The sequence below is a fragment of the Pseudomonas sp. R5(2019) genome (genome assembly GCF_009905435.1).
GTDB lineage: Bacteria > Pseudomonadota > Gammaproteobacteria > Pseudomonadales > Pseudomonadaceae > Aquipseudomonas.
The window spans coordinates 54899-77519 of record NZ_JAAAMT010000017.1 but is presented as its reverse complement, the minus strand read 5'-3'; the positions used below and the strand labels follow the sequence as shown (position 1 = coordinate 77519).

Genomic DNA, 22621 nt, shown 5'->3' with positions numbered 1-22621 from the left:
TGGGGCGAACGTACTAGCCCAAACTCTGATGAAGAAGTGAGGGGCCGTTCCAGGGAGAGTCTCGATGGATCAAGCCAAACGCGTCCTCGTCGTCGAGGATGACCAGCACATCGCCGACCTGATCGTGCTGCACCTGCGCGATGAGCATTTCGAGGTCGTCCATTGCGCCGACGGTCATCAGGGCCTGCGCCTGCTCGAGCAGGGCGGTTGGGACACCCTGATCCTCGACTTGATGCTGCCCGGTGTCGATGGCCTGGAAATCTGCCGCCGCGCCCGGGCCATGACCCGCTACACGCCGATCATCATCACCAGCGCCCGCTCCAGCGAAATGCACCGGGTGCTGGGGCTGGAACTGGGGGCCGACGATTACCTGGCCAAGCCGTTTTCCATGCTGGAGCTGGTGGCGCGGGTCAAAGCCCTGCTGCGCCGGGTCGATGCCATGGCCCGCAACCTGAAAATGGACGCTGGCAGCCTGAACGCGGCCGGGCTGTTTATCGACCCGCTGACCCGGGAGGCCTCACTCGAAGGCCGCCTGCTCGACCTCACTCCGCGCGAATTCGACCTGCTGTACTTTTTCGCGCGCCAGCCGGGCAAGGTGTTCTCGCGCATCGACTTGCTCAACGCCGTCTGGGGCTATAACCACGAAGGCTATGAGCACACCGTCAATACCCATATCAACCGCCTGCGGGCCAAGGTCGAAACCGACCCGGCCCAGCCAGTACGCATCCTCACCGTGTGGGGGCGAGGCTACAAAATGGCCAACCCCGAGGATCTGCCATGAGACTGACCCTCACCCAGCGCCTGTCAGTGGTGTTCGCGCTGTTGCTGCTGGTGTGCAGCGGCACGTCGGTCTGGATGCAGGTACGCTCCACCCGCATGCACGAGCTGGAAGTGGTGCAGGGCTTATCTCGCGATCTGGCCGCACACATTGCCGGTGACACCCAACTGATGGACGCCAGCGGCCTGAAGCCCGAGGCGCTGCGCGACCTGTTCAGCAAACTCATGCAGGTGAACCCCAGCGTCGAGGTGTACTTGCTCGACAACCAGGGGCGCGTCATCGGCAATGCCGCACCGGCCGGGCGCCTGCGCCGGGAGCAGGTCGATCTGGCGCCGCTGCGGCGGCTGCTGGCCGGCGCGGCCCTGCCGGTGCTCGGTGATGACCCTCGCAGTGACGACGGGCGCAAAGTGTTCAGCGTCGCACCGCTGCGCGCCAATGGCCACCAGACCGGTTATCTCTACGTGGTGTTGCTGAGCGAAGAGTACGACCGCCTGGCCGAGCGCGGGGCAACCGGTGTGGCCCTCAGCACCGCGCTGTGGTCGATTGTAATGGTCGCGCTGCTGTGCCTGGTGGCCGGCCTGACCGCCTTTGCCCTGATCACCCGGCCATTGCGCCGGCTGACCGACACCGTGCGGCGCTTCGACATCGATGGCGCCCCCGCGCCAGCGCCTGCCCCGCCAGCCGTTGAAGCGAACGATAAAACCGCCAGCCAGGACGAGATCGCCGTGCTCGATGCGGCGTTCCGGCAGATGGAAACCCGCCTGGGCGAGCAATGGCGCTCGCTGACCCGCCAGGAGCAGGAGCGCCGCGAACTGGTGGCCAACATCTCCCATGACCTGCGCACGCCGCTGGCCTCTCTGCACGGCTATCTGGAAACCCTCTCGCTCAAGGACGCCAGCCTGACCCCCGCCGAACGCCGGCGCTACCTGGGCATCGCCCTGGACCAGAGCCGCAAGGTCGGTGGCCTGGCCCAGTCGTTGCTGGAACTGGTGCGCCTGGAACATGGTTTCGTGCAGCCGGTGCTGGAGCGCTTCTCGCTGACCGATCTGGTCCAGGACGTGTTCCAGAAATTCGAACTGACCGCCGAAGCACGCCAGGTGGCGCTCAAGGCCAATATCGCCCCGGGCGTCTCGGCCGCCTGCGCTGACCTGGGCCTGATCGAGCGGGTGCTGACCAACCTGCTGGACAACGCACTGCGCCACACCCCGGCGGGCGGCGAGGTCGAAATCACCCTGGTCGCGCAAGGCGCTATGGTCGAAGTGACAGTCAGCGACAGCGGCCCCGGCATCGATGCTGCCCTGCGCGAAGGCTTGTTTCTGCGCCCGTTCACCATCGGCGGGGCGCGTCGTGATGGTGGCCTGGGGCTGCGCATCGTGCACCGGATCCTGCAGCTGCATGGTGTGCAGATTCAGCTGGTGGACCTGCCCGGGCGTGGCGCAAGCTTTCGCTTCGGGTTGCCGGTAGACGAAAAGTCCGCCACGCGGTTGCGCCTGGCACTTTAGTACCGGTTACGACGCTTGCAGGCTATTGGACTTTCGGCTTGGCGGGCGGTCGGTTAAATTAGCGCCGCTCGCGCCAGCGAGCCTGGAATGCATGCGAGGACTCTTCAATTGGCCGTTCTACCGCCGAAAAAATCATGGCTGAGCGCCCCCCTGCGCACGCTCGGCAAACGCCTTGGCAAACCTGTGGGCAGTGAACCAGGCGGGCACGGCCAACAGATCACCGATTATTTTCGCAAGAAGGCCAGACAGCAAGGCTACACCTTGAGCCATAGCCAGCAACGCGTGATCCAGAGCATGGCCCAGCAGGCCGGGCAACTGGACCAGGCGAGCGCGCGTAGCCTGTACCTGCACGGTGCCGTGGGACGCGGCAAAAGCTGGTTGCTCGATGGGTTTTTCCGCGCCGTGCCGATCAGCCAGAAGCGCCGCCTGCACTTTCATGATTTCTTCGCCCAGCTGCATCAGGGCATGTTCAGGCATCGCGGCCAGGACGACGCCCTGGGCATGACCCTCGATGAACTGCTCCAGGATTGCCGGTTGCTGTGTTTCGACGAATTCCATGTGCACGACATCGGCGATGCGATGTTGATCAAGCGGCTGTTCACGGCGCTGTTCGAGCGCCGGATCTTTCTGCTGATCACCTCCAACTATCCGCCTGAAGGCCTGCTGCCCAACCCGCTCTATCATGAGCGCTTCTTGCCGGTCATCAAGCTGATCAATGCGCACATGCAGGTGATGGAAGTCGGCGGCGCACATGACTACCGCAGCCAGCCGGAGTCGGGAATCGGTCAGCTATTCACCCAAGGGCATTACGTCTGGCCGGGCTGCACAGCCCAACGCCAGGCCCTGCAACTGCCGCCGCTGGACAGTCCGCCCTTTGCCCTGGCGGTCGGTACGCGCGAGCTGCAGGCGCGGTTGTGCCATGAGCGCACCATCCGCTTCGACTTCAGCGATATCTGCGAGCAGCCGACGGCGGTGATGGATTACCTGGAACTGAGCCGACGCTTCGACACCTGGATCATCGACCGCCTACCCAACCTGGAAGACTGCACGGTGGCGGCACAACAGCGGTTTATCAACCTGATCGACGTGCTCTACGACCAGGACAAGCGCCTGCTGCTGATTGGCCAAAGGCCACTGCGCGACAGCCTGGGTGGGACAGCGGCGGATCTGGCACGGACCCGCAGCCGCCTGGGGCAGCTAGTGGAAGTCGGGCCTGCGGCGCTCGGCGCTGTTTAACGGAAGAATTCCCTTGGCGTGGTGCCAAAGTGCTCGCGAAAGGCGGCAATAAAAGCGGACGTCGAGTCGTAGCCACAGGCCAGCGCCACATCCGTGACACGCTCACCCGTCTCCAGCGGCGTCAGCGCGCCCAGTAATCGCAAGCGCTGGCGCCAGGCGCGGAAGGTCAGACCGGTATCGCGCAGAAACAGCCGGCTGAGGGTTTTCTCTGTCACCGCCAGTTTCTGGCTCCAGTGACCCAGCGTTGTCTGCTGCTCCGGGTGCAGCTGCAGGCTGCGGCAAATCTGGCGCAAGCGGATGTCATGAGGCAGTGGCAACATCAGGTCCAGTTGCGGGGCGGCGGCCAGCTGATCCAGCAGGACCTGGGCGAGCCGTCCGTGCGCCCCCTCCAGCTCGTACTCCACCGGAAATTCGCTGAACGCCCGGATCAACTCCCGCAACAGCTCGCTCACGCCCAGCACCTGACAATGCGCCGCCGCCCAGCCCGTGACACTGCAATCGAGGTACAGGCTGCGCATTTCCGTGCGTGGCGAACTCAACACCCGGTGCGGCATGCCCGCCGGAATCCACACCGCGCGCTGCGGCGGTGCGATGAAGCGCCCGGCGCTGGTCTGCACCTCGAGCACGCCCTGAATCGCGTAGGACAACTGCACCCAAGGGTGGCTGTGGCGTCGCGTCAGCGCCCGATTGGGCAGCGATTCGGTTCGACCGTAAATAGGTCGTGGCAGGCTGGGCAGTCCGGGAATACTGCGCCTGACCGGTTTTTCATGTCCTTTAGGCGACATCTGTTGGCTCATCGGCGTTAGTCGGTAATCAGCAGGCACGTTAGAGTCGCCGCAACGTATTTGGCAACCCCGGATGATGATGCGTATGACCCGTCCTCGTTTCTTACCCGACAATTTCACCCTGACATTGGTCGGCGTGGTGCTGCTCGCAAGCTTCCTGCCCGTCAGCGGACAGGTCGCGGTCGGCTTTGGCTGGCTGACCAACAGCGCCATCGCCCTGCTGTTTTTTATGCATGGCGCCAAACTGTCGCGCGAGTCGATCATTGCCGGTGCCGGCCACTGGCGCCTGCACTTGCTGGTGTTCGGCCTGACCTTCGCGCTGTTCCCGCTGCTCGGTCTGGCGCTCAAGCCCTTGTTGTCGCCGCTGATCGGCAACGACCTGTACATGGGCATGCTCTACCTCTGCGCCCTGCCCGCCACGGTTCAGTCGGCGATTGCCTTTACCTCACTGGCGCGGGGAAATATCCCCGCGGCGATTTGCAGTGCGGCGGCGTCCAGCCTGATCGGGATCTTCCTGACGCCCTTGCTGGTGACGTTGCTGCTGAACGTGCACGGTGACGGCGGCTCGACGATGGATGCCATTGTGAAGATCAGCGGGCAACTGTTGCTGCCGTTCATTGCCGGCCAGATCGCCCGACGCTGGGTCGGCGCCTGGGTGGCGCGCAACAAGCACTGGCTGAAGTTCGTCGACCAGGGCTCGATCCTGTTGGTGGTGTACGGCGCGTTCAGCGAGGCGGTGATCGAAGGCATCTGGCAGCAGATCCCGCTACGGGATTTGGCCGGGCTGGTGATCGTCTGCTGCGTGCTGCTGGCGCTGGTGTTGCTGGCCTCCACCGTGCTGGGCAAGGCCTTTGGCTTCAACCAGGAAGACCGCATTACCCTCCTCTTCTGTGGATCGAAGAAAAGCCTGGCGACCGGCGTGCCGATGGCCCAGGTGCTGTTCGTCGGCAGCACCATCGGCGTGTTGATCCTGCCGCTGATGCTGTTCCACCAGATTCAACTGATGGTCTGTGCGGTGCTGGCGCAGCGATTCGCCAAACGCCCGGAATCGGTGCCCGAGCTGATGGGCCAGGTAGATCCCTAGGCAATAACCTAATGATAGGAGCCGGCTTTAGCCGCGATGGCCTGCGCAGCAGGCCTAAAAGTTGGGGGGCACTGCGCCCAATGCCCGTCAGTCAAGGCACGGACCCCGTGATGAGAGCCGGGCTTGCCCCAATGCCGGTCAGTCAAGGAATGGAACGCCGAAAACCTAATGTGGGAGCGGATTTATCCGCGAATTCAGACACCGCGGTTTATCAGGCATTGCGCGGAGCCTTCATTCGCGGATAAATCCGCTCCCACATGTAATTCGCCTTAACTGACTGGCATTGGGCACTGCGCACCCCTTCGAGGCTGAAGCCGGCTTCGAATCGACCCGGCGTGCAAACCGGGTTTTTCAGCCCCGATGCGCCTCCAGCACCGCCTCGATCTCCACCAGTATCGTCGCATCATCAATGGTCGAGGGCGCACTGCACGCCTCGCCATTGGCCAGTTTGCGCAGCACCGCCCGCAAGATTTTCCCCGAGCGGGTTTTTGGCAGGCGCTTGACCTCCTGAACCTTGTTGAAACACGCCAGCGCACCGATCTGCTCGCGCACCCGCGCCACCAGTTCGGCTTGCAGCGCCTGCTCGGTCACCTCGCAACCGTCCTTGAGCACCACCAGCGCCAGCGGCACCTGGCCCTTGATCGGGTCTTGAATACCGATCACCGCGCATTCGGCGACGGCCGGATGCTGTGCCACCAGGTCTTCCATTTCACCGGTCGACAGGCGATGGCCGGACACATTGATGACATCGTCGGTGCGCCCCATGATGTAGACGAACCCCTCGTCATCCAGGTAGCCGCCGTCACCGGTGTGGTAGTAACCCGGCCAGGTGTTCAGGTACGCCTCGAGGTAGCGCGAATGGTCACCCCACAAGGTCTGGCTACAGCCCGGCGGCAATGGCAAGGCGATCACGATCGAACCCTGTTCGCCCGGGCCAAGGACCCTGCCTTCTTCGTCCAGCACCCGCACGGCATAACCCGGCACGGCACGGTTGCTGGAGCCGGCACGCGCGCCGGAACCGGGCAGGCCGACGCAGGGCGCGGTCACCGGCCAGCCGGTTTCGGTCTGCCACCAGTGATCGTGGACCGGCTTGCCAGTCATCGCTTCCAGCCATTGATGGGTACTGGAATCCAGTTTTTCCCCGGCCAGGAACAACTGCCTCAGCGAGCTCAAGTCATACCGACGCAGCAAGTGCCCTTCCGGGTCTTCCTTGCGAATCGCGCGCATGGCCGTGGGCGCACAGAACAGCGCGTTGACCCGATACTGCTCGACGATCCGCCAGTACACGCCCGCGTCCGGGGTGCGAATCGGCTTGCCCTCGTAAAACACGCTGGTGCAGCCGTTCATCAACGGCCCATAAACGATCAGCGAGTGACCCACCACCCAGCCGACGTCGGAAATCCCCCACCACACATCGCCAGGCTGCATACCGTAGATATGCCGCATGGCAAAACCCAGCGCCACGGCGTTGCCACCGTTCTCGCGGACGATCCCCTTGGGTTTCCCGGTGGTGCCGGAGGTGTACATGATGTACAGCGGGTCCCCCGCGGCGACCGCTACCGGTTCGACCGGCTGCGCATGGGCCAGCGCCGCCCGCCAATCCAGGTCCCGATCGGGCAGCAGTTCGGCCTCGCATTGCGGGCGCTGCCACACCAGCACCCGCGCGGGCCGGTGTTTGGCCAGCGCCAGGGCTCGGTCCACCAGCGGTTTATAGGGGATGACGCGGTCGAACTCCAGGCCGCAGGATGCGGTCAGCAGCAAGGCCGGCCGGGCGTCATCGATGCGCAAGGCCAGCTCATTGGCGGCAAAGCCACCGAACACCACCGAGTGCACCGCGCCAATGCGCGCGCAGGCCAGCATCGCCATGGCCGCCTGAGGCACCATCGGCATATAGATGATGACCCCGTCACCCTTGCGCACCCCGAGTGCCTGCAGCAAACCGGCGAGGCGTGCCACTTCGTCGCGCAATTGATGGTAGGTGAAGGATTGCTGGACGCCTGTGACCGGCGAATCGTACACCAGTGCGGCCTGTTCGCCCCGGCCCAGCTCGATCTGGCGGTCCAGCGCCAGGTAACAGCTGTTCAGCTGGCCATCGGCAAACCACTGGTCGGTGCCATCGGGATTATGCGTCAGTATCTGGGTGGGCTTGCGGTACCAGGCCACTTCTTGCGCCTGGTCGGCCCAGAAGGCCGCAGGGTCGGCAATGGAGCGGTCATAGCATTGCTGGTAATTCATCAGTACTACCCTGTGCTTTGTTGTTATTGAAGGGCGAACCTTGAGTATGGCCGCAGACGCGCAGGTTGCCACGTGACCAAGGTCGTAACGCGCATGCCCTGAACGGGTATCATGGCCGCCGCGATTTTCTGGAGCAGCACCGTTTTCCATGCATACCCTCGACGACTTGAAAGCCGGCCGCCTGGCGGGCAGCACGCGGCTGGACCTGGCCTGCGGGCTGGAGCACTTCCCCGAGGAGATTTTCTCCCTGGCCGACACGCTGCAAGTGCTCAACCTGAGCGGCAATAGCCTGCGCAGCCTGCCCGACGATCTGGGGCGGCTCAAACACCTGCGCGTGCTGTTTTGCTCCTACAACCCGTTCACTGAACTACCGGCAAGCCTCGGCCAGTGCCCTACGCTGCAGGTGGTGGGGTTCAGGGGCTGCCAGATCGAGCGTGTACCGGCCAGCGCCCTGGCGCCACGCCTGCGCAGCCTGGTGCTGACCGACAACCGCATCGAGACGCTGCCCGAGCAATTGGGCGACTGCGTGGAGCTGCAAAAGCTGATGCTCTCCGGCAACCGCCTGACCGCACTGCCCGACAGCCTGGCGCGCTGTCAGCAACTGGAATTGCTGCGTCTGGCCGCCAACCGTTTAAGCGCCCTGCCCTTGTGGCTGCTGCAGATGCCGAATCTAGCCTGGCTGGCGTTCGCCGGTAACCCGCTGCCGGACGGTTTCCAGCCGCCGCCGGAGCCGGACAGGGCAACCATCGACTGGCAGCACCTGACCTTGCATCACACGTTGGGAGAAGGCGCTTCCGGGGTGATCCACCAGGCTTTCCGGCAACCGCAGCAGTGTGAAGTGGCGGTCAAGCTGTACAAGGGCAACATCACCAGCGATGGCCTGCCGCATCATGAGATGAGCGCGTCGTTGATCGCAGGCAAACACCCGCACCTGATTGGCGTCCAGGGTCGGGTCAGCGGCCATCCGCAGGGGCTGGCCGGGCTGGTGATGGATCTGATCGACCCACAGCTGGGCAATCTGGCAGGGCCGCCGAGCCTTGAATCCTGCACGCGTGATATCTATCCCGAGCGAGCGCGTTTCACCCCTGTAGCCGTCCGTCGACTGGCTTGCGCCATCGCGTCGGCAGCCGAACACCTGCACAGCCTGGGCATCAATCACGGCGATCTGTATGCACACAACGTGTTGTGTACCGAGCAGGGTCAAGCCCTATTGGGGGATTTCGGTGCGGCGGCGTTTTATCCGCAGGCGGCAGGCACAATGGCGCAGGCCTTGCAACGCATCGAAGTCAGGGCCTTCGGAATATTGCTGGGGGAATTGCTGGAGCGCGGTGATGACAGCGATCCGGCAATGGAAGCCTTGCAGCAAAGCTGTCTGCTGGCGCAGGTCATGCAAAGACCGAGCTTTGCAGAAATCCATCGACGCCTGCAGCCTGTATGAAAAAGCAGCGCGCTATACACAGTAGCGCGCTGGGTGTCACTTAACCTGCCAAACCGACATAGACGTTCTGCACGTCATCATTGCCGTCGATGGCCTCCAGAAACTCCTCGACTTCGGCCAGTTGCGCTTCGGAGAGGCTGGTCGGATCGACCGGATTCTTCGAGATATAACCGATCTTCGCCGAAGTCACGGTGAAACCTTGGCCAGGCAAGGCTTTCTGCACCGCGTCCAGGTCTGTGATCTCGGTGATGAACAGGGTTGCGCCCTCATCAGCCTCTTCAACCTCCTGAGCACCGGCCTCGATGGCGGCTTCTTCCGGATCGGCATCCGCTGTGTCCGGGGTGGCTTCGATCATGCCGACATGGTTGAAGTCCCAGGACACCGAGCCTTCAGCGCCCAGCTGACCCTTGCGGAACAGCACGCGGATCTGCGCCACGGTGCGGTTGACGTTGTCGGTCAGGCACTCGACGATCAGCGGCACCTGGTGCGGGGCAAAACCTTCGTATTTGACCAGCGTGTACTGGACGGCATCGCCGCCGACACCCGAGCCTTTCTTGATCGCCCGTTCCCAGGTCTCGCGCGTCATCGACGCCTTTTTGGCCTGCTCCAGGACCAGGCGCAGGCGCGAGTTGGTTTCGATATCGGCACCCGCGCGGGCAGCGATCTGGATTTCTTTGGCGAGCTTGCCGAAAATCCGCCCTTTGGCGTTGGCTGCTGCTTCTCGGTGTTTAGCTTTCCACTGTGCGCCCATTACTGACTCTCTTGCTCGGTGCGCCGATTCCGTTAGCGATCGGCACTTTGCGCCAGTTTATCGACAATCCCGTAGAATTTGAAACTCAGCCCTTGTCGGCCTTGCGGCTGCATCAGGTACGCAGCGGGATCGATGGGGTAGGCACCGCCACTCGTACATCGCTGGCGGCTGCCGGGCGGCTGTTCCAGTGCGGCACCAGCACCAGGGCGGAGAACAGCGCGCAACCGGCGAAGACCATGAACACCGTGACGGTGTCGAAGTAGCCCGGCAGCAAGCCGCCGAGAATAGCCCCGACCGAGCCGCAGCCGTTGACGAAACCGGCCGCGCTGGCACCGGCCTTGGCGGCGCCGAAATCGATGGCGGCCGCACCGCTGATCATCGAATCCGGGCCATAAAGGGTCAGACCCATGACAAACAGCAGGCAGACCACCAGTGTCACGCTGCCGGTGTGCAGAGTGCCCATGAACAGGGCCAGGGTAACGGTCAAGGCAATCAGGCTCAGTACACAGGCGGGCATGCGCCGGGCGCCGAAGATTTTGTCGGAAGCAAGACCGATCATGATCGGCCCGAGCAACCCGGCCAGTTCAAACACGGTGGGGATGATTGCCGCCCCGACCTTGCCCACCGAGGGCATCTGTTCGAACACAATCACTGGCCCCCAGAGCAGGATGGCGTAGCGGGCGGGCTTCAGCATGAAGTAGGCCAGGCCCAGGGTCATCACCGTGCGATTACGCAAGATTTCCTTGAGCGGCGCCCAGATGCTGCACCGCGGCTCGCTGGTGCCGACGGTCTGCGGTTCTGGCTCGACGGCCGGCAAGCCGACATCTTCAGGCTTGTTGCGCTGAAAGATAAAAAACAGCACCGCCACCAGCCCCACCACCGCGGCGCTGGAGATAAACGCCGCCTGCCAGCTGCCAATGGCGGTGTAGGCCCACCAGCCGGCAAACGGTGAGGCCACCAGACCGCCAAAGGCATAGCAGGAACTCCACAGCCCCAGCACCCGGCCACGCTGCTCGGCCGGAAAAAAGCTGCCGATGTTCTTGCACAGCCCCGACCAGCCAGTGGACTGCGCCAGGCCCTGGATCAACATACAGGCGGCGAAGATCGGAAAGGTCGCGACGCTGCCCATGACCACCGCTGCGGCAGCGGAAATCACCAGCCCGCCGAGCACCACCACCCGAGGGCCGAAGCGATCCGCCATCATCCCCCAGGTGAACTGCCCGACGGCATAGGCCGTCAAGTAGATGGCATCGAGGTTGGCCATGGCCATTTTGTCGAGGTGAAACGTGGGGTCTTCGCCAATACCGAGTTTGGCGACTGAAAACGCTTTGCGCGTGAAATAGAAGGCCGCATAGGCCAACCAGGTGATGGCGAAGATCTGCACACGCCAACGCTGGATGGTAGCTATCTGTTTTTTCATGGTGAGTCTGACCTCGAGTTCGAGTGTGCCGGCAGAATTGAGAAAAAACGCCTGTTTTTTATTGTGTTGAGCACTTTCAGCGACGACCGGTGAAGGACGCTGCTGGGTCAGTCGAGAACCTGGCGGGTGCGCTGTTGTAGTGGGTCTGTCAACGCCGCCTGGCCCATGCCCTGACGACGCAGTCGGCCGCCTGCGTCGTTGGGCTGAGCGGGATAGAAACAATTACTGACTAATAAATAAAATCGATTTATCGTATTTCAAATATAAGTCCAGATTTTAAGAGGTCGTGGCATGTCTGTTTCGCACGCACAGCTCAAGGCATTCCATGCCGTGGCCCAGCATGGCAGCTTCACCCGCGCCGCCGAGCGGTTGTTTCTCACTCAGCCGGCGATCTCCGATCAGGTCCGCAAGCTCGAAGAGCGCTTCGGCGTATTGCTGTTTCATCGCAACAAACGCTCGGTGCGCCTGACCGACCTGGGCGAGCGACTGCTGTTGATCACCCAGCGCATGTTCACCTGCGAAGCCGAAGCCCACGACCTGCTGCAAGATTCCCGCGCCTTGCAGACCGGCACGCTGGTGCTGGCGGTGGATGCGCCGGTGCATGTGCTGCCACAGATTGCCCGATTCTGCGATCGCTACCCCGGCATCCGGGTGAAGATCGAAACCGGCAACACCGACGAATCGCTGCTGCGACTGTTCAACTATCAGGCCGACCTTGCCCTGCTCGGTCGCGATGTGGACGACGAGCGCCTGCTCTGCCTGCCGCTGCGCAATGACCCGATGGTGGCGTTCGTGTCGCTGCAGCATCCGTGGGCCAGCCGTGGCTCGATCAGCCTGGCCGACCTGGACGACACGCCATTGGTGTTGCGCGAAGTGGGCTCGGTCACGCGCCAGACGCTTGAGGAAGAAATGCAACAGGCCGGCCTGCGCATTCGCCCGGCCATCCAGGTCGAAGGGCGCGAAGCCGCGCGTGAGGCGGTGGTGGTAGGGATTGGCGTGGGCGTCGTGTCGGCGGCGGAGTTCGGGGCAGATGCCCGGGTGTGTGCGTTGCCGATTGTCGACTGCAAGCGGCGGCTGACGGAAACGCTGGTGTGTTTGCGTGAGCAGAGTTCGCGGCGGGTGGTGGCGACGTTTCTGGAGATGGTGCGCGAGAGTCTGGCTGATCAATGAATTCAGCACGGCCCCTGTGTAGGAGCCGGCTTTAGCCGCGATGGCCTGCACAGCAGGCCCGGCCCAGGGGGCCGCTTCGCAGCCCATCGCGGCTAAAGCCGGCTCCTACGCCAACGCCAGAAACGCCTGAATCAGGCGCAACTCCCGCCGCCGCTCCAGGCACCCGACCATATGCTGGTTCACCAACCCCTCCCCCTCAATCGGCACCGCGCACACTCGCGGGTCGTGGCTGACCTCCACTGACGACACAATACCCACCCCCAGCTGCGCCGCCACCGCTTCGGTAACCGCCTCCCGGCTGTCCAACTCCAGCAGCACCCGCGGTTGGATCTGCGCCAGACCGCAGGCCTGGTCAAAGGTGCGCCGGGTAATCGAGCTCGGTTCGCGCAGCACCATGATCTGCTGATGCAGCAGGCGCAGTTCGATCGCCCGCGCTGGCTCCCAGGCATGTCCGGCTGGCACCAATGCGCAAATGCGTGATGGGCTCAGCGCCTGCAGGTGCAAGCCCTTGCGCGGCTCCACTTCAGTCATCACCGCCACATCCGCGTGTTCAGACAGCAACGCTGCCAAGGTTTCCTGCGCATTGCCCAAGCGCAGGTTGACGGTAATTCCCGGATAGCGCTCACGCAGGCGGGCCAGCATCGGCATGACCCGGTGTGGCCCATCGGCCGCCACTTCCAGACGCCCGGTCAGCAGTTGCCGGTTGGCTTCGAGCATGGCCTGGGCTTCTTCGGCCAAGCCAAACATGGCGCGGGTGATGGCCGCCAGGCGAATGCCCTCTTCGGTCAGCTCGACCCGTCGGGCGGTACGACGCAACAAGGTGATCTGGTAGTGCTCCTCCAGTGCCTTGATGTGCCCGGTGACCGCCGGCTGGCTGATGAACAGCCGCTCTGCGGCGCGGGTAAAACTGCCTTCACGGGCCACCGCATCGAATGCGCGCAGTTGAAACAGGTTCATATCTATCGGCCTGACTTATGGTTGGCATAACAACAAACAATTTGATTGATGATCAACAGAATTGCAACTTAGGCACCGTAAGTTCAGCCCACCGCTGTGAGGAACCCAGAATGAGTACCGCTGCCCCGATCCTGCTTACCCCTGGCCCACTGACAACCTCGAACCGTACGCGGCAAGCGATGATGGTTGACTGGGGTTCCTGGGACAGCCGCTTCAACGACCTGACTGCCAGCCTCTGCCAACAACTGTTGGCCATCGTCAACGGTGCCGACAGTCACCACTGCGTGCCCCTGCAAGGCAGCGGCACCTTCGCCGTGGAAGCGGCGATCGGCACCCTGGTGCCGCGCGATGGCAAGGTGCTGGTACTGATCAACGGCGCCTACGGCCAGCGCCTGGCGAAGATCTGCAAAGTGCTGGGCCGTGACTTCAGCACCTTTGAAACCGCCGAAGACGAACCCACCACCGCGCAAGACGTTGACCGCCTGCTGCGCGCCGACAGCGCCATCACCCACGTCGCCCTGATCCACTGCGAGACCAGCACCGGCATTCTCAACCCACTGGCAGAAATCGCCCAGGTGGTGGCCCAGCACGGCAAACGCCTGATCATTGATGCCATGAGCTCCTTCGGCGCCTTGCCGATCGATGCCCGGGAAATCCCGTTCGATGCCCTGATCGCCGCTTCCGGCAAATGCCTTGAAGGCGTGCCCGGCATGGGCTTTGTGTTCACCGCCAAAGACTCGCTGGCCAAGGCCGAAGGCAATGCCCACTCGCTGGCCATGGACCTGTACGACCAACACACCTACATGGCCAAGAGCGGCCAATGGCGCTTCACCCCGCCCACCCACGTGGTGGCGGCGCTGCACGAAGCCCTGCTGCAGTACAACGAAGAAGGCGGCCTGCCCGCTCGCCACGCCCGCTACGCCGCCAACTGCAAGACGCTGCTCGATGGCATGGCCGAGATTGGCCTGCGCAGCTTCCTGCCGGCCGAGATCCAGGCGCCGATCATCGTCACCTTCCACGCCCCGCGTGATGCCCGCTACCAGTTCAAGGACTTCTACGAGCGCGTCAAGGCCAAGGGATTCATTCTCTACCCGGGCAAATTGACCCAGGTCGAAACCTTCCGCGTCGGCAGCATCGGCTGCGTCGGCCCGGACGGTATGAGCGCCGCCGTCAACGCTATCGCCGAAGTCCTGCGCGAAATGGAAGTGCTGGACATCTGAACCGCTTCTGCTTGTTAACCCTTATTTGCAGCACGACCATTCAAGGAATTCAGACATGAACTACAACAACCCTACCCAGCTTCAAGCCGCCATCCTCGACTGGGCCGGCACCGTGGTCGACTTCGGCTCCTTTGCCCCGACGCAGATTTTTGTCGAAGCCTTCGGCGAGTTCGACGTGCAGGTCTCCATCGAAGAAGCGCGCGGCCCGATGGGCATGGGCAAGTGGGACCACATCCGCACCCTGTGCGACCAGCCGCAGATCGCCGAACGCTACAAGCAGGTATTCGGCCGCACCCCGACCGATGACGACGTGACCGCCATCTACAAGCGCTTCATGCCGCTGCAGATCGAGAAGATCGCCACCCACTCGGCGCTGATCCCGGGTGCGCTGGAGACCATCACCCAACTGCGCAACGACGGCCTGAAAATCGGCTCCTGCTCCGGCTACCCGGCGGTGGTGATGGAGAAGGTGGTTGAGCTGGCGGCCAAGAATGGCTATGTCGCCGACCATGTGGTCGCCACCGACGAAGTGCCTAACGGCCGCCCTTGGCCGGCCCAGGCCCTGGCCAACGTGATCGCCCTGGGCATCGACGACGTCGCCGCCTGCGTTAAGGTCGATGACACCGTCCCGGGCATCCTGGAAGGCCGCCGTGCCGGCATGTGGACCGTGGCGCTGGTGTGCTCGGGCAACGCCCTGGGCCTGACCTACGAAGGCTTCCGCGCCCTGGGCTCGGATCAGCTGGACACCGAACGCAAGCGCATCCACGCACTGTTCGAAGGTTCGCGCCCGCACTACCTGATCGACACCATCAATGAACTGCCGCAAGTGGTCGCCGACATCAACCGTCGCCTGGCCAATGGCGAGACGCCACAAGCGGCCTGAGGCCGTTGAACACAACGACGCCGCAGCCCCGGCAAGGGACTGCGGCGTCGTTGCTTCAGGCATTGAGTTGTTTTTCGACCCACTGGCCGTAGCTGTCGATAAAGCTCTGCAAGAGCGGCCGGGTTTGCTCCGAGAGCTTGCCGGCATCGTCAAACAACGAGCCCGCCCTGCCTATATAGGCCTCCGGCATCTGCATGCACGGCACATTCAAAAAGACCATGGACTGGCGCAGATGATGGTTGGCACCAAAGCCACCGACCGCGCCTGGCGAAACGCTGATGACCGCGCCCGGTTTCTTGTTCCAGACACTTTTGCCATAAGGCCGCGAGCCGACGTCGATCGCATTCTTCAACACGCCGGGGACCGAACGGTTGTATTCCGGGGTAACAAACAGCACCGCGTCGCTGTTGCGAATTTTTTCACGGAACGCGGTATAGGCCGCTGGCGGTGAATCACTGTCAATATCTTCGTTGTACAACGGCAGCTCGCCGATCTCGATCAACTCAAGCAATAGGCTCGCCGGGGCCATGTTTTTCAAGGCCAGCGCCACCTTTTTGTTGAACGATTCCTTCCTCAGACTGCCGACCACCACGGCCACTGAATAGACTTTGCTCATAAGAGTTTCCGACTTATCTGACTTGAGGAGGTTAACTTATAGATGACAGTTCCCGATTATTCCGCTGTATGGTGCTTTCGTTCTGTCGGACAGAAGATTATTTTTCAGTGTCGGCTAAACTTCGCCTGTAAATCAGTGGTCTACAGCTGACGCAAATTGTGGATTTTTCTAGAGGTTCTTGAACAAATGGCTGCAGTACTCGTTGGACAATTTCATGCAAGGGACGCAGAAGGTCGGATTTATCCCGTTCATGAATATCAGGAATCCACCCCTCAAGCGGATGGCAGCAACCTCACCACCTACCGTCTGGCCATTGGCGATCGCGTCAATCACGTAGAAGACGATGTGTTCGAACTGGTGCAAAGCGGGGTCAAGATCACCCGCGTTCCCTGATCTGCCGTAGGATACGGCCAATCGAGGCCTTGACCCGGGAGAAAGGGAGTTCATGCGACTGCGTCATATTGAAGTGATCCAGGCGATTCTGCAGACCGGCAACCTGACGGCCGCAGCCGCCTCGCTCGACCTCCCCTCCACCGCCGTCAGCGCGACCCTGCAAGAGGCCGAACAGCAATTGGGCTACATGCTGTTCGCTCAGGGCCGGGGCCGGTTGCAACCGACCCGCGAAGCGCTGGCGCTGGAAAACGAATTCAACCGACTGTATGACGGACTCGAGCACATCCGGCGCCTGGCCTGCGACCTGCGTCAGCATCAGGACCCGCCCTTGCGGGTTGTCTGCACCCCGACCCTCGCCCAACAGCTGCTGCCCCAGAGCGTTGCCGCCCTGCGCCGGCGTTTTCGCGAGACCCCCTGCTCGCTGTCCAGCCAGAGCAACCAGGCGATTGTCCGCAGCCTGCTGTTGCGCGACTGCGACGTCGGCCTGAGCCTGGAGCCTTGCGAGCACCCCGCCATCACCGGCGCGGCCCTGGTCCAGGGCAAACTGCAGCTGCTGGCGCCGCACGGCTGGCTGCAACCGAAGCAGAAATACATCGCCCTGCAAGACCTGGCCGGGCAGACCATGATTGGCCTGGATGGCGAGGACCCGCTGCGGCGCTTGCTGGAAAACAGACTGCAGACCCTGCGCCCGGCACCGCTTATCCAGACCCGCGTGCAGACTTACCCGATGATGCGCAGCATGGTCGAAGCCGGCGAAGGGCTGGCGGTGGTTGACCCTTTCACCGCCCTCGGCGCCCGCGCGGCGGGCCTGGATATGTGCCCGATTGCCCCGGCCATTCCGGTAACCCTCTACGCCCTGACCTTGCGCGAGCACGAAGCGTCGCCGGCGCTCAAGACGCTGCTGGAGATCCTCACGGAAAAAGCCGGCGCCCTGCTGGCCAGTCAAGCCGCTAGAACATGAAGTACCAGAACAGTGCCACTTCGCGGGTATCCAGGTCGATACCGCGATAGCGCAAGTAATCGATACCGCCCAGTTCGAACCCGTAGCCCTCATACAGCCGACAGGCACCGAGGTTGTTGTTCTGGGTTTCCAACATCAGCCCCGGCAAACGCTTGTCGCGCCCCCAGCGACAGGCGGCGTCAAGCAGCGCACGAGCCACACCGCTGCGGCGAGCGGCAGCGGTGACCGCCAATTCGTCGACGTGGCCATAGCCGTTCCAGTTGGTGCTGACCACAACATGGCCGACCGCTCGATCGTCGAGCCAGGCCACTAGCACCGCGCTGTCGGCGGCGTCGCGGTAGCTCTTGAACTCTTCCGGGTCGATGCCATAGCACTTGCGATAGGGCTCGACCGTGCTGATAGACCATTTTTCGACCGGTTGGCCAAAGACGGCCGTGACATAGCCATTGATGGTAAAACCAAAATCACTGCCCAATACGTAACCAGCAAAATCGTCGCCTGCCGTACGCACCTGCAGCCTTGAGTTGAGCGAACGCATAATCCCTCATGTTCCGTGAATACGTCGCCTCACGCCTTGACGCAATCGACCGTGTAAACCCGCACCCCGTGCTCATCGGCATCATGCTGAAGGCCGTGGACATCAGCATCAAAACCCGGAAAACCACTGTTGAACGTGCGCGCAAAAGCCAGGTAATCAATGATCGAGCGGCTGGCCTCGGTAAAGCGCTCGCCCGGCATGATCAAAGGAATCCCCGGCGGGTAAGGTACCAGCATCACCGCGGCGATGCGCCCGCCGAGTTTATCGATCGGCACCGCTTCGACCTCGCCGCGCACCAGCTTGTCGTAAGCATCGGCCGGTTTCATCGCCAGTTCCGGCAGCACCGTGTACATGCGCTTGAGGTGCCTGGCGGTGGCGTTGCTGCGATAGCAGGCATGCAACTGGTTACACAGGTCGCGCAGCCCCAGGCCGCTGTAGCGGGCCGGATCGAGTCGGGCGACACAGGGCAGGCTGGCGGTCAGTTCGATATTGGCGTCGTAGCTGCGCTTGAACTCCAGCAACTCGGTCAGCAAGGTGCTCCACTTGCCCTTGGTGATGCCCATGGAGAACAGCACCAGAAAGGAATACAGGCCGGTTTTCTCCACCACCAGGCCCCGCTCCCAGAGGAATTTGCTGACCACGGCGGCTGGAATGCCGTGCTCGCTCAAGGCGCCACCGGCGGTCAGGCCCGGCATCACCAAAGTCACGCGGATCGGGTCGAGCAGCACGTAATCCTCGGCCACATCACCGAAGCCGTGCCAGGGCGCCTGGGGCGTCAGCACCCAGTCCTGGGTCTCCAGCCGGTGGCCGCCATCGGCTTGCGGCGGTTGCCAGATACTGAACCACCAGTCGCTGGCGACCATATGCTCGCGCAGGTTGGCCAGCGCCCGACGAAAGCTCAGCGCTTCATCGAACATCTCCTGCAGCAACGAGCGCCCGGCCGGCCCCTCCATCATCGCCGAGGCCACATCCAGCGAGGCCAGGATGCTGTACTGCGGCGAGGTGGAGATATGCATCATGAAGGCTTCATTGAAGCGGTCGCGGTCCAGTTGCCGGGCGCCGCCGTCCTGGACGTGGATCATCGACGCCTGGCTGAACGCGGCCAGCAGCTTGTGGGTGGAATGGGTCGAAAACACCAACGGGCTCTCGGGCGTGCGCGAGGTGCCCATGCCGTAGCGACCGCTGAAAAACTCGTGGAAGGCGGCATAGGCGTACCAGGCCTCGTCAAAGTGCAGCACCTCGACGCTGTTGCCCAAGGTCTGCTTGATCAGCTCGGCGTTGTAGCAGAGGCCGTCGTAAGTGGAGTTGGTGACCACCGCCAGCTTGACCTTGGGCGCGCGCCCGCGGGCCAGCGGGTTGGCCTGGATCTTGGCCTGGATCGATTCGGCGCTGAATTCACTCAACGGAATCGGCCCGATAATGCCCAGTTCATTGCGTTCCGGGCACAGGTACAGCGGGATTGCGCCGGTCATGATGATCGCGTGCACCACCGATTTGTGGCAGTTGCGGTCCACCAGCACCAGATCATCGCGGCCGACCACCGCATGCCAGACAATCTTGTTGGCGGTCGACGTACCGTTGATGACGAAAAACGTGTGATCGGCGCCAAAGTTGCGCGCCGCGCGGGCTTCGGCTTCGGCCAGGGGGCCGGTGTGATCGAGCAGCGACCCAAGCTCCGGTACCGACACCGACAGGTCCGAGCGCAGGGTGTTCTCGCCGAAAAACTGGTGAAACGCCTGCCCCACCGGGCTTTTGCGGTAAGCCACACCCCCGCCGTGGCCCGGCGTATGCCACGAATAATTGGATTGCGCGGTGTGTTGCACCAGCGCCTTGAAAAACGGCGGCAACAGGCCATCCAGATAATTGTGCGCAGCCCGCGCCACTTGACGCGCCAGAAACGGCACCGTGTCTTCGAACAGATAGAGAATGCCGCGCAACTGGTTGAGTTCGCTCATGACATCGGCGGGGGCATTTTCCAGTGTCACCTGCTCGCCCAAGGCGAAGATCGGCAGATGTGGCGCACGGGTACGAGCCACGCGAATCAGCTCGACCATGTTCTGCAGCAGATGGGTGTTCTCGCCAGCGCCTTCGGCGGCTACCAGCATGCAGGCCAGGCCATGATGGGTCGACGCCACCAGCCGACCTTCGGCGTAGTCGACGGCGGACAAAATGCTGAAACCGTCCTGGGCAAGCTCGGCGGCAATGCCGCGCACCCGATCACCGGCGATGCAATCGCTCTTGATGTCGCGGTGGACGATCAGGATGGGGAAATTCAGGTCTTTGTACATACGCGACAGCATCCCTGAAGCAGCAGGCCAAATGGGCCTCATGCTTCAGGGTAGCCTTTCGCGATGTTTTATGTGGGGCGTCCGGCCCTTCGCAGGCAAGCCTTGCTCCCACAAAAGCAAGCATTAACCGATGTCAAAGCTGGGAATGTGGGAGATTCTATGGCTGACTGCAATTTTTTTGAGGTGGGAGCCGAGCTTGTCGGGGCGCCGAACCGTCGCGATGAAGGCGCCGCGGTATATCGGGAATACCGCGGCGCCTTCATCGCGAGCAAGCTCGGCTCCTACAACAGCTGCACCCACATCGCCGGCGCCCCTGCCGACTTGGCGATCGCTTCCAGCCGCGCGACATGCTCGGCCAGTTCGCTTTCGCTGGCGCGGATAATTCGCGTCAGCGCCCGGTCGGCCGGCAGGCGGCGGATTTCGCTGCCCTGGTTGGCGTTGCCGTTACCTTCGCCATCGGTGGCATTGCCGGCCAGCGACAGGCTGGTCTGGCCGCCGGTCATGGTCAGGTAAACGTCGGCGAGAATCTCGGAGTCGAGCAAGGCGCCGTGCAGTTCACGGCCGGAGTTGTCGACGCCATAGCGTTTGCACAAGGCATCGAGGCTGTTGCGCTGGCCGGGGTGGCGTTCCCGGGCCATGAGCAGAGTATCGAGGATGGTGCAATGCTGGGTGATATCGGCCCGGTGCTGCTGGCCCATCAAGGCGAATTCGTTGTTGATGAAGCCAACGTCGAACGCCGCGTTGTGGATGATCAGCTGCGCGCCCTCGATAAACTCGAAGAACTCGTCGGCCACTTCAGCGAAACGGGGCTTGCCCACCAGGAATTCGTTGGTAATACCGTGGACGCCGATGGCGCCTTCATCGCTCTCGCGATCCGGCTGCAGGTACACATGGAAGTGCCGCCCGGTCAGGCGACGGCCGATGAGTTCGACACAGCCGATCTCGATGATCCGGTGACCATCGGTCACTGGCATACCGGTGGTTTCGGTATCGAGTACAACCATTCTCTGAGCCATTAGTGGCAATCCCCCATCACGCCGTTCGAACAAGCGGCGAATCTTAGCATGGATGGGGGACGTCTTTCCTGGCCGACCGTTACTGCGCGCGGGCACCGTACAGGCGGATAAACGCCTGGGCCACCGGCTCAAGGTTTTCTTCGTTGAGGCCGGCCATGCAGATCCGGCCGCTGCCGATCAGATAGACCGCTTGTTCTTCGCGCAGGCGATCCACTTGAGCGGCGGTGAAGCCGGTGTAGCTGAACATGCCTTTCTGCGTCAGGAAGAAACTGAAATCCTGGTCAGGCAAGGCTGCACTCAGACGCGCGACCAACTGCTCGCGCATGCTCACGATACGCAAGCGCATGGCCTCGACTTCTGCCGTCCACGAAGCCTTGAGCGAGGTGTCGCTCAGTACCTTGGCGACGATCTGGGCGCCGTGACGGGGTGGGCTGGAGTAGTTCTGGCGGATGGTGAACTGCAGCTGACCGAGCACGTTGTCAGCGGTGTGGGCATCGTCGCAGACCACCGACAGCCCGCCAACCCGCTCGCCGTAGAGCGAGAAGATCTTCGAGAACGAGTTGCTGACCAGGCAGTTGACGCCTGCGTTGGCCATCGCCCGAATGGCGTAGGCATCTTCCTCCATGCCGTCGCCAAAGCCCTGATAGGCGATGTCGAGGAAGGCGATCAGATCGCGCGCCTTGACCACCTCGGTCACCTGGTCCCATTGGGTTGGGGTCAGGTCGGCGCCGGTCGGGTTGTGGCAGCACGGGTGCAGCAACACGATGCTCTGGGCCGGCAGGGTTTGCAGTGCCTGGAGCATGGCGTCGAAACGCACGCCACCGGTGGCGGCGTCAAAGTACGGGTAGGTGCCGACCGTGAAGCCTGCGCCCGTAAAGATCGCGTGGTGGTTCGCCCAGGTCGGATCGCTGACCCAGACCTGCGACTGCGAGTAGTAACGCTTGAGGAAGTCGGCACCGATTTTCAACGCGCCAGAACCGCCGACGGTTTGCACCGTGGCAACGCGTTTTTCGTTCACGGCTGGGTGTTCTTCACCGAACAGCAATGCCTGGATACCGGAACGGTACGCTGCCAGGCCTTCCATCGGCAGGTACAGGGAGGCGCCCTGCTCGTCTTCGAACAGCTCGCATTCCGCAGCCAGGGCGGCGGCCGGCAGCGGGATCGCGCCTTCGTTGTCGTAATACAGACCGATGCTGAGGTTGATCTTGTTCGCCCGCGGATCCTGCTCGAAAGCCTCCATCAGCGAAAGAATCGGATCGCCAGCATAGGGCGCCACATGGTTGAACATTTCATTACTCCTAAGGGTGACGCCCGGGCGATTCGATAGCGTCGATCAGTGCATGCCCGCCA

General features: G+C 62.7%; 20 protein-coding genes. 10 read left to right on the top strand and 10 right to left on the bottom strand.

What is annotated here, in order from left to right; translation table 11 throughout:
- Positions 1–64 precede the first annotated feature (64 nt).
- From GUY40_RS13605 to zapE, 3 genes are all read left to right on the top strand, one after another.
- The gene (locus tag GUY40_RS13605) at positions 65–781 is read left to right on the top strand and encodes a response regulator transcription factor (RefSeq protein WP_166569463.1); all 717 of its coding nucleotides are present in this window, start codon (positions 65–67) and stop codon (positions 779–781) included.
- On the top strand, positions 778–2280 hold the full coding sequence (locus tag GUY40_RS13600; protein WP_166569462.1) for a HAMP domain-containing sensor histidine kinase: 1503 nt from the start codon (positions 778–780) through the stop codon (positions 2278–2280). Before GUY40_RS13605 ends, GUY40_RS13600 begins: the two co-directional genes overlap by 4 nt.
- Positions 2281–2367: 87 nt before the next feature.
- A complete protein-coding gene (zapE, locus tag GUY40_RS13595) occupies positions 2368–3516 on the top strand; it encodes a cell division protein ZapE (protein WP_166569461.1) in 1149 nt (382 codons plus the stop codon).
- Here zapE and GUY40_RS13590 read toward each other — a convergent pair.
- Positions 3513–4301, bottom strand: a complete 789-nt coding sequence (locus tag GUY40_RS13590; RefSeq protein ID WP_166569460.1) for a helix-turn-helix domain-containing protein — start codon at positions 4299–4301, stop codon at positions 3513–3515. The two genes, zapE and GUY40_RS13590, sit on opposite strands and share 4 nt — an antisense overlap.
- A gap of 85 nt (positions 4302–4386) precedes the next feature.
- On the opposite strand from GUY40_RS13590, the gene GUY40_RS13585 reads away from it, so the two are divergent.
- The gene (locus tag GUY40_RS13585) at positions 4387–5385 is read left to right on the top strand and encodes a bile acid:sodium symporter family protein (RefSeq protein WP_166569459.1); all 999 of its coding nucleotides are present in this window, start codon (positions 4387–4389) and stop codon (positions 5383–5385) included.
- 351 nt (positions 5386–5736) lie between these two features.
- Here GUY40_RS13585 and GUY40_RS13580 read toward each other — a convergent pair whose 3' ends face one another.
- Positions 5737–7620, bottom strand: coding sequence for a propionyl-CoA synthetase (locus GUY40_RS13580; RefSeq protein ID WP_166569458.1), 1884 nt, complete (start codon positions 7618–7620; stop codon positions 5737–5739).
- A 148-nt stretch (positions 7621–7768) separates the two neighbouring features.
- Between GUY40_RS13580 and GUY40_RS13575 the strand changes: the two genes are divergently transcribed.
- The gene (locus GUY40_RS13575; RefSeq protein WP_166569457.1) at positions 7769–9058 is read left to right on the top strand and encodes a leucine-rich repeat-containing protein kinase family protein; all 1290 of its coding nucleotides are present in this window, start codon (positions 7769–7771) and stop codon (positions 9056–9058) included.
- Between the two features lie 40 nt (positions 9059–9098).
- Here the strand turns inward: GUY40_RS13575 and GUY40_RS13570 are convergent, their stop codons facing one another.
- Both GUY40_RS13570 and GUY40_RS13565 read right to left on the bottom strand, forming a co-directional pair.
- Positions 9099–9809: a YebC/PmpR family DNA-binding transcriptional regulator gene (locus GUY40_RS13570; protein ID WP_166569456.1), complete on the bottom strand. Its 711-nt coding sequence runs from the start codon at positions 9807–9809 to the stop codon at positions 9099–9101.
- Between the two features lie 112 nt (positions 9810–9921).
- Positions 9922–11229 carry an MFS transporter gene (locus GUY40_RS13565; RefSeq protein ID WP_166569455.1) on the bottom strand — a complete coding sequence of 436 codons (1308 nt, stop codon included), beginning with the start codon at positions 11227–11229 and terminating at the stop codon, positions 9922–9924.
- A gap of 291 nt (positions 11230–11520) precedes the next feature.
- On the opposite strand from GUY40_RS13565, the gene GUY40_RS13560 reads away from it, so the two are divergent.
- Complete coding sequence (locus GUY40_RS13560; RefSeq protein ID WP_166569454.1) at positions 11521–12399, top strand: LysR substrate-binding domain-containing protein; 879 nt, start codon at positions 11521–11523, stop codon at positions 12397–12399.
- 105 nt (positions 12400–12504) lie between these two features.
- Here GUY40_RS13560 and GUY40_RS13555 read toward each other — a convergent pair whose 3' ends face one another.
- Positions 12505–13356 (bottom strand): LysR substrate-binding domain-containing protein, encoded by an 852-nt coding sequence (locus GUY40_RS13555; RefSeq protein WP_166569453.1) that lies wholly within the window; start codon positions 13354–13356, stop codon positions 12505–12507.
- 110 nt (positions 13357–13466) lie between these two features.
- On the opposite strand from GUY40_RS13555, the gene GUY40_RS13550 reads away from it, so the two are divergent.
- Entirely contained in the window at positions 13467–14576 is a 1110-nt protein-coding gene (locus GUY40_RS13550; RefSeq protein ID WP_166569452.1) for a 2-aminoethylphosphonate--pyruvate transaminase, read from the top strand.
- A gap of 55 nt (positions 14577–14631) precedes the next feature.
- On the top strand, positions 14632–15459 hold the full coding sequence (gene phnX / locus GUY40_RS13545) for a phosphonoacetaldehyde hydrolase (RefSeq protein ID WP_166569451.1): 828 nt from the start codon (positions 14632–14634) through the stop codon (positions 15457–15459).
- A 55-nt stretch (positions 15460–15514) separates the two neighbouring features.
- Here the strand turns inward: phnX and GUY40_RS13540 are convergent, their stop codons facing one another.
- Positions 15515–16075, bottom strand: coding sequence for an NADPH-dependent FMN reductase (locus tag GUY40_RS13540; RefSeq protein WP_166569450.1), 561 nt, complete (start codon positions 16073–16075; stop codon positions 15515–15517).
- Positions 16076–16261: 186 nt separating this feature from the next.
- On the opposite strand from GUY40_RS13540, the gene GUY40_RS13535 reads away from it, so the two are divergent.
- Both GUY40_RS13535 and GUY40_RS13530 read left to right on the top strand, forming a co-directional pair.
- Entirely contained in the window at positions 16262–16468 is a 207-nt protein-coding gene (locus GUY40_RS13535) for a hypothetical protein (RefSeq protein WP_166569449.1), read from the top strand.
- Positions 16469–16520: 52 nt separating this feature from the next.
- Complete coding sequence (locus tag GUY40_RS13530; RefSeq protein ID WP_166569448.1) at positions 16521–17429, top strand: LysR substrate-binding domain-containing protein; 909 nt, start codon at positions 16521–16523, stop codon at positions 17427–17429.
- Here the strand turns inward: GUY40_RS13530 and GUY40_RS13525 are convergent.
- From GUY40_RS13525 to GUY40_RS13510, 4 genes are all read right to left on the bottom strand, one after another.
- A complete protein-coding gene (locus tag GUY40_RS13525) occupies positions 17419–17967 on the bottom strand; it encodes an N-acetyltransferase (RefSeq protein ID WP_166569447.1) in 549 nt (182 codons plus the stop codon). The genes GUY40_RS13530 and GUY40_RS13525 overlap by 11 nt on opposite strands.
- A 29-nt stretch (positions 17968–17996) precedes the next feature.
- Complete coding sequence (locus GUY40_RS13520; RefSeq protein WP_166569446.1) at positions 17997–20255, bottom strand: Orn/Lys/Arg decarboxylase N-terminal domain-containing protein; 2259 nt, start codon at positions 20253–20255, stop codon at positions 17997–17999.
- A gap of 281 nt (positions 20256–20536) precedes the next feature.
- Entirely contained in the window at positions 20537–21271 is a 735-nt protein-coding gene (gene dnaQ / locus GUY40_RS13515; protein ID WP_166569445.1) for a DNA polymerase III subunit epsilon, read from the bottom strand.
- Between the two features lie 79 nt (positions 21272–21350).
- Positions 21351–22559 carry an amino acid aminotransferase gene (locus GUY40_RS13510; RefSeq protein WP_166569444.1) on the bottom strand — a complete coding sequence of 403 codons (1209 nt, stop codon included), beginning with the start codon at positions 22557–22559 and terminating at the stop codon, positions 21351–21353.
- Positions 22560–22621: the final 62 nt, after the last annotated feature.

Bases quoted from the DNA above. Each gene is read 5' to 3' on its own strand.
- GUY40_RS13530 (WP_166569448.1), top strand. From the start codon at position 16,521: ATGCGACTGCGTCATATTGAAGTGATCCAGGCGATTCTGCAGACCGGC.
- GUY40_RS13525 (WP_166569447.1), bottom strand. From the start codon at position 17,967: ATGCGTTCGCTCAACTCAAGGCTGCAGGTGCGTACGGCAGGCGACGAT.
- GUY40_RS13575 (WP_166569457.1), top strand. From the start codon at position 7,769: ATGCATACCCTCGACGACTTGAAAGCCGGCCGCCTGGCGGGCAGCACG.
- phnX (WP_166569451.1), top strand. From the start codon at position 14,632: ATGAACTACAACAACCCTACCCAGCTTCAAGCCGCCATCCTCGACTGG.
- GUY40_RS13520 (WP_166569446.1), bottom strand. From the start codon at position 20,255: ATGTACAAAGACCTGAATTTCCCCATCCTGATCGTCCACCGCGACATC.
- GUY40_RS13570 (WP_166569456.1), bottom strand. From the start codon at position 9,809: ATGGGCGCACAGTGGAAAGCTAAACACCGAGAAGCAGCAGCCAACGCC.
- GUY40_RS13550 (WP_166569452.1), top strand. From the start codon at position 13,467: ATGAGTACCGCTGCCCCGATCCTGCTTACCCCTGGCCCACTGACAACC.
- GUY40_RS13600 (WP_166569462.1), top strand. From the start codon at position 778: ATGAGACTGACCCTCACCCAGCGCCTGTCAGTGGTGTTCGCGCTGTTG.
- GUY40_RS13540 (WP_166569450.1), bottom strand. From the start codon at position 16,075: ATGAGCAAAGTCTATTCAGTGGCCGTGGTGGTCGGCAGTCTGAGGAAG.
- GUY40_RS13590 (WP_166569460.1), bottom strand. From the start codon at position 4,301: ATGTCGCCTAAAGGACATGAAAAACCGGTCAGGCGCAGTATTCCCGGA.
- dnaQ (WP_166569445.1), bottom strand. From the start codon at position 21,271: ATGGCTCAGAGAATGGTTGTACTCGATACCGAAACCACCGGTATGCCA.
- GUY40_RS13510 (WP_166569444.1), bottom strand. From the start codon at position 22,559: ATGTTCAACCATGTGGCGCCCTATGCTGGCGATCCGATTCTTTCGCTG.
- GUY40_RS13555 (WP_166569453.1), bottom strand. From the start codon at position 13,356: ATGAACCTGTTTCAACTGCGCGCATTCGATGCGGTGGCCCGTGAAGGC.
- zapE (WP_166569461.1), top strand. From the start codon at position 2,368: ATGCATGCGAGGACTCTTCAATTGGCCGTTCTACCGCCGAAAAAATCA.
- GUY40_RS13565 (WP_166569455.1), bottom strand. From the start codon at position 11,229: ATGAAAAAACAGATAGCTACCATCCAGCGTTGGCGTGTGCAGATCTTC.
- GUY40_RS13535 (WP_166569449.1), top strand. From the start codon at position 16,262: ATGGCTGCAGTACTCGTTGGACAATTTCATGCAAGGGACGCAGAAGGT.
- GUY40_RS13560 (WP_166569454.1), top strand. From the start codon at position 11,521: ATGTCTGTTTCGCACGCACAGCTCAAGGCATTCCATGCCGTGGCCCAG.
- GUY40_RS13585 (WP_166569459.1), top strand. From the start codon at position 4,387: ATGACCCGTCCTCGTTTCTTACCCGACAATTTCACCCTGACATTGGTC.
- GUY40_RS13580 (WP_166569458.1), bottom strand. From the start codon at position 7,620: ATGAATTACCAGCAATGCTATGACCGCTCCATTGCCGACCCTGCGGCC.
- GUY40_RS13605 (WP_166569463.1), top strand. From the start codon at position 65: ATGGATCAAGCCAAACGCGTCCTCGTCGTCGAGGATGACCAGCACATC.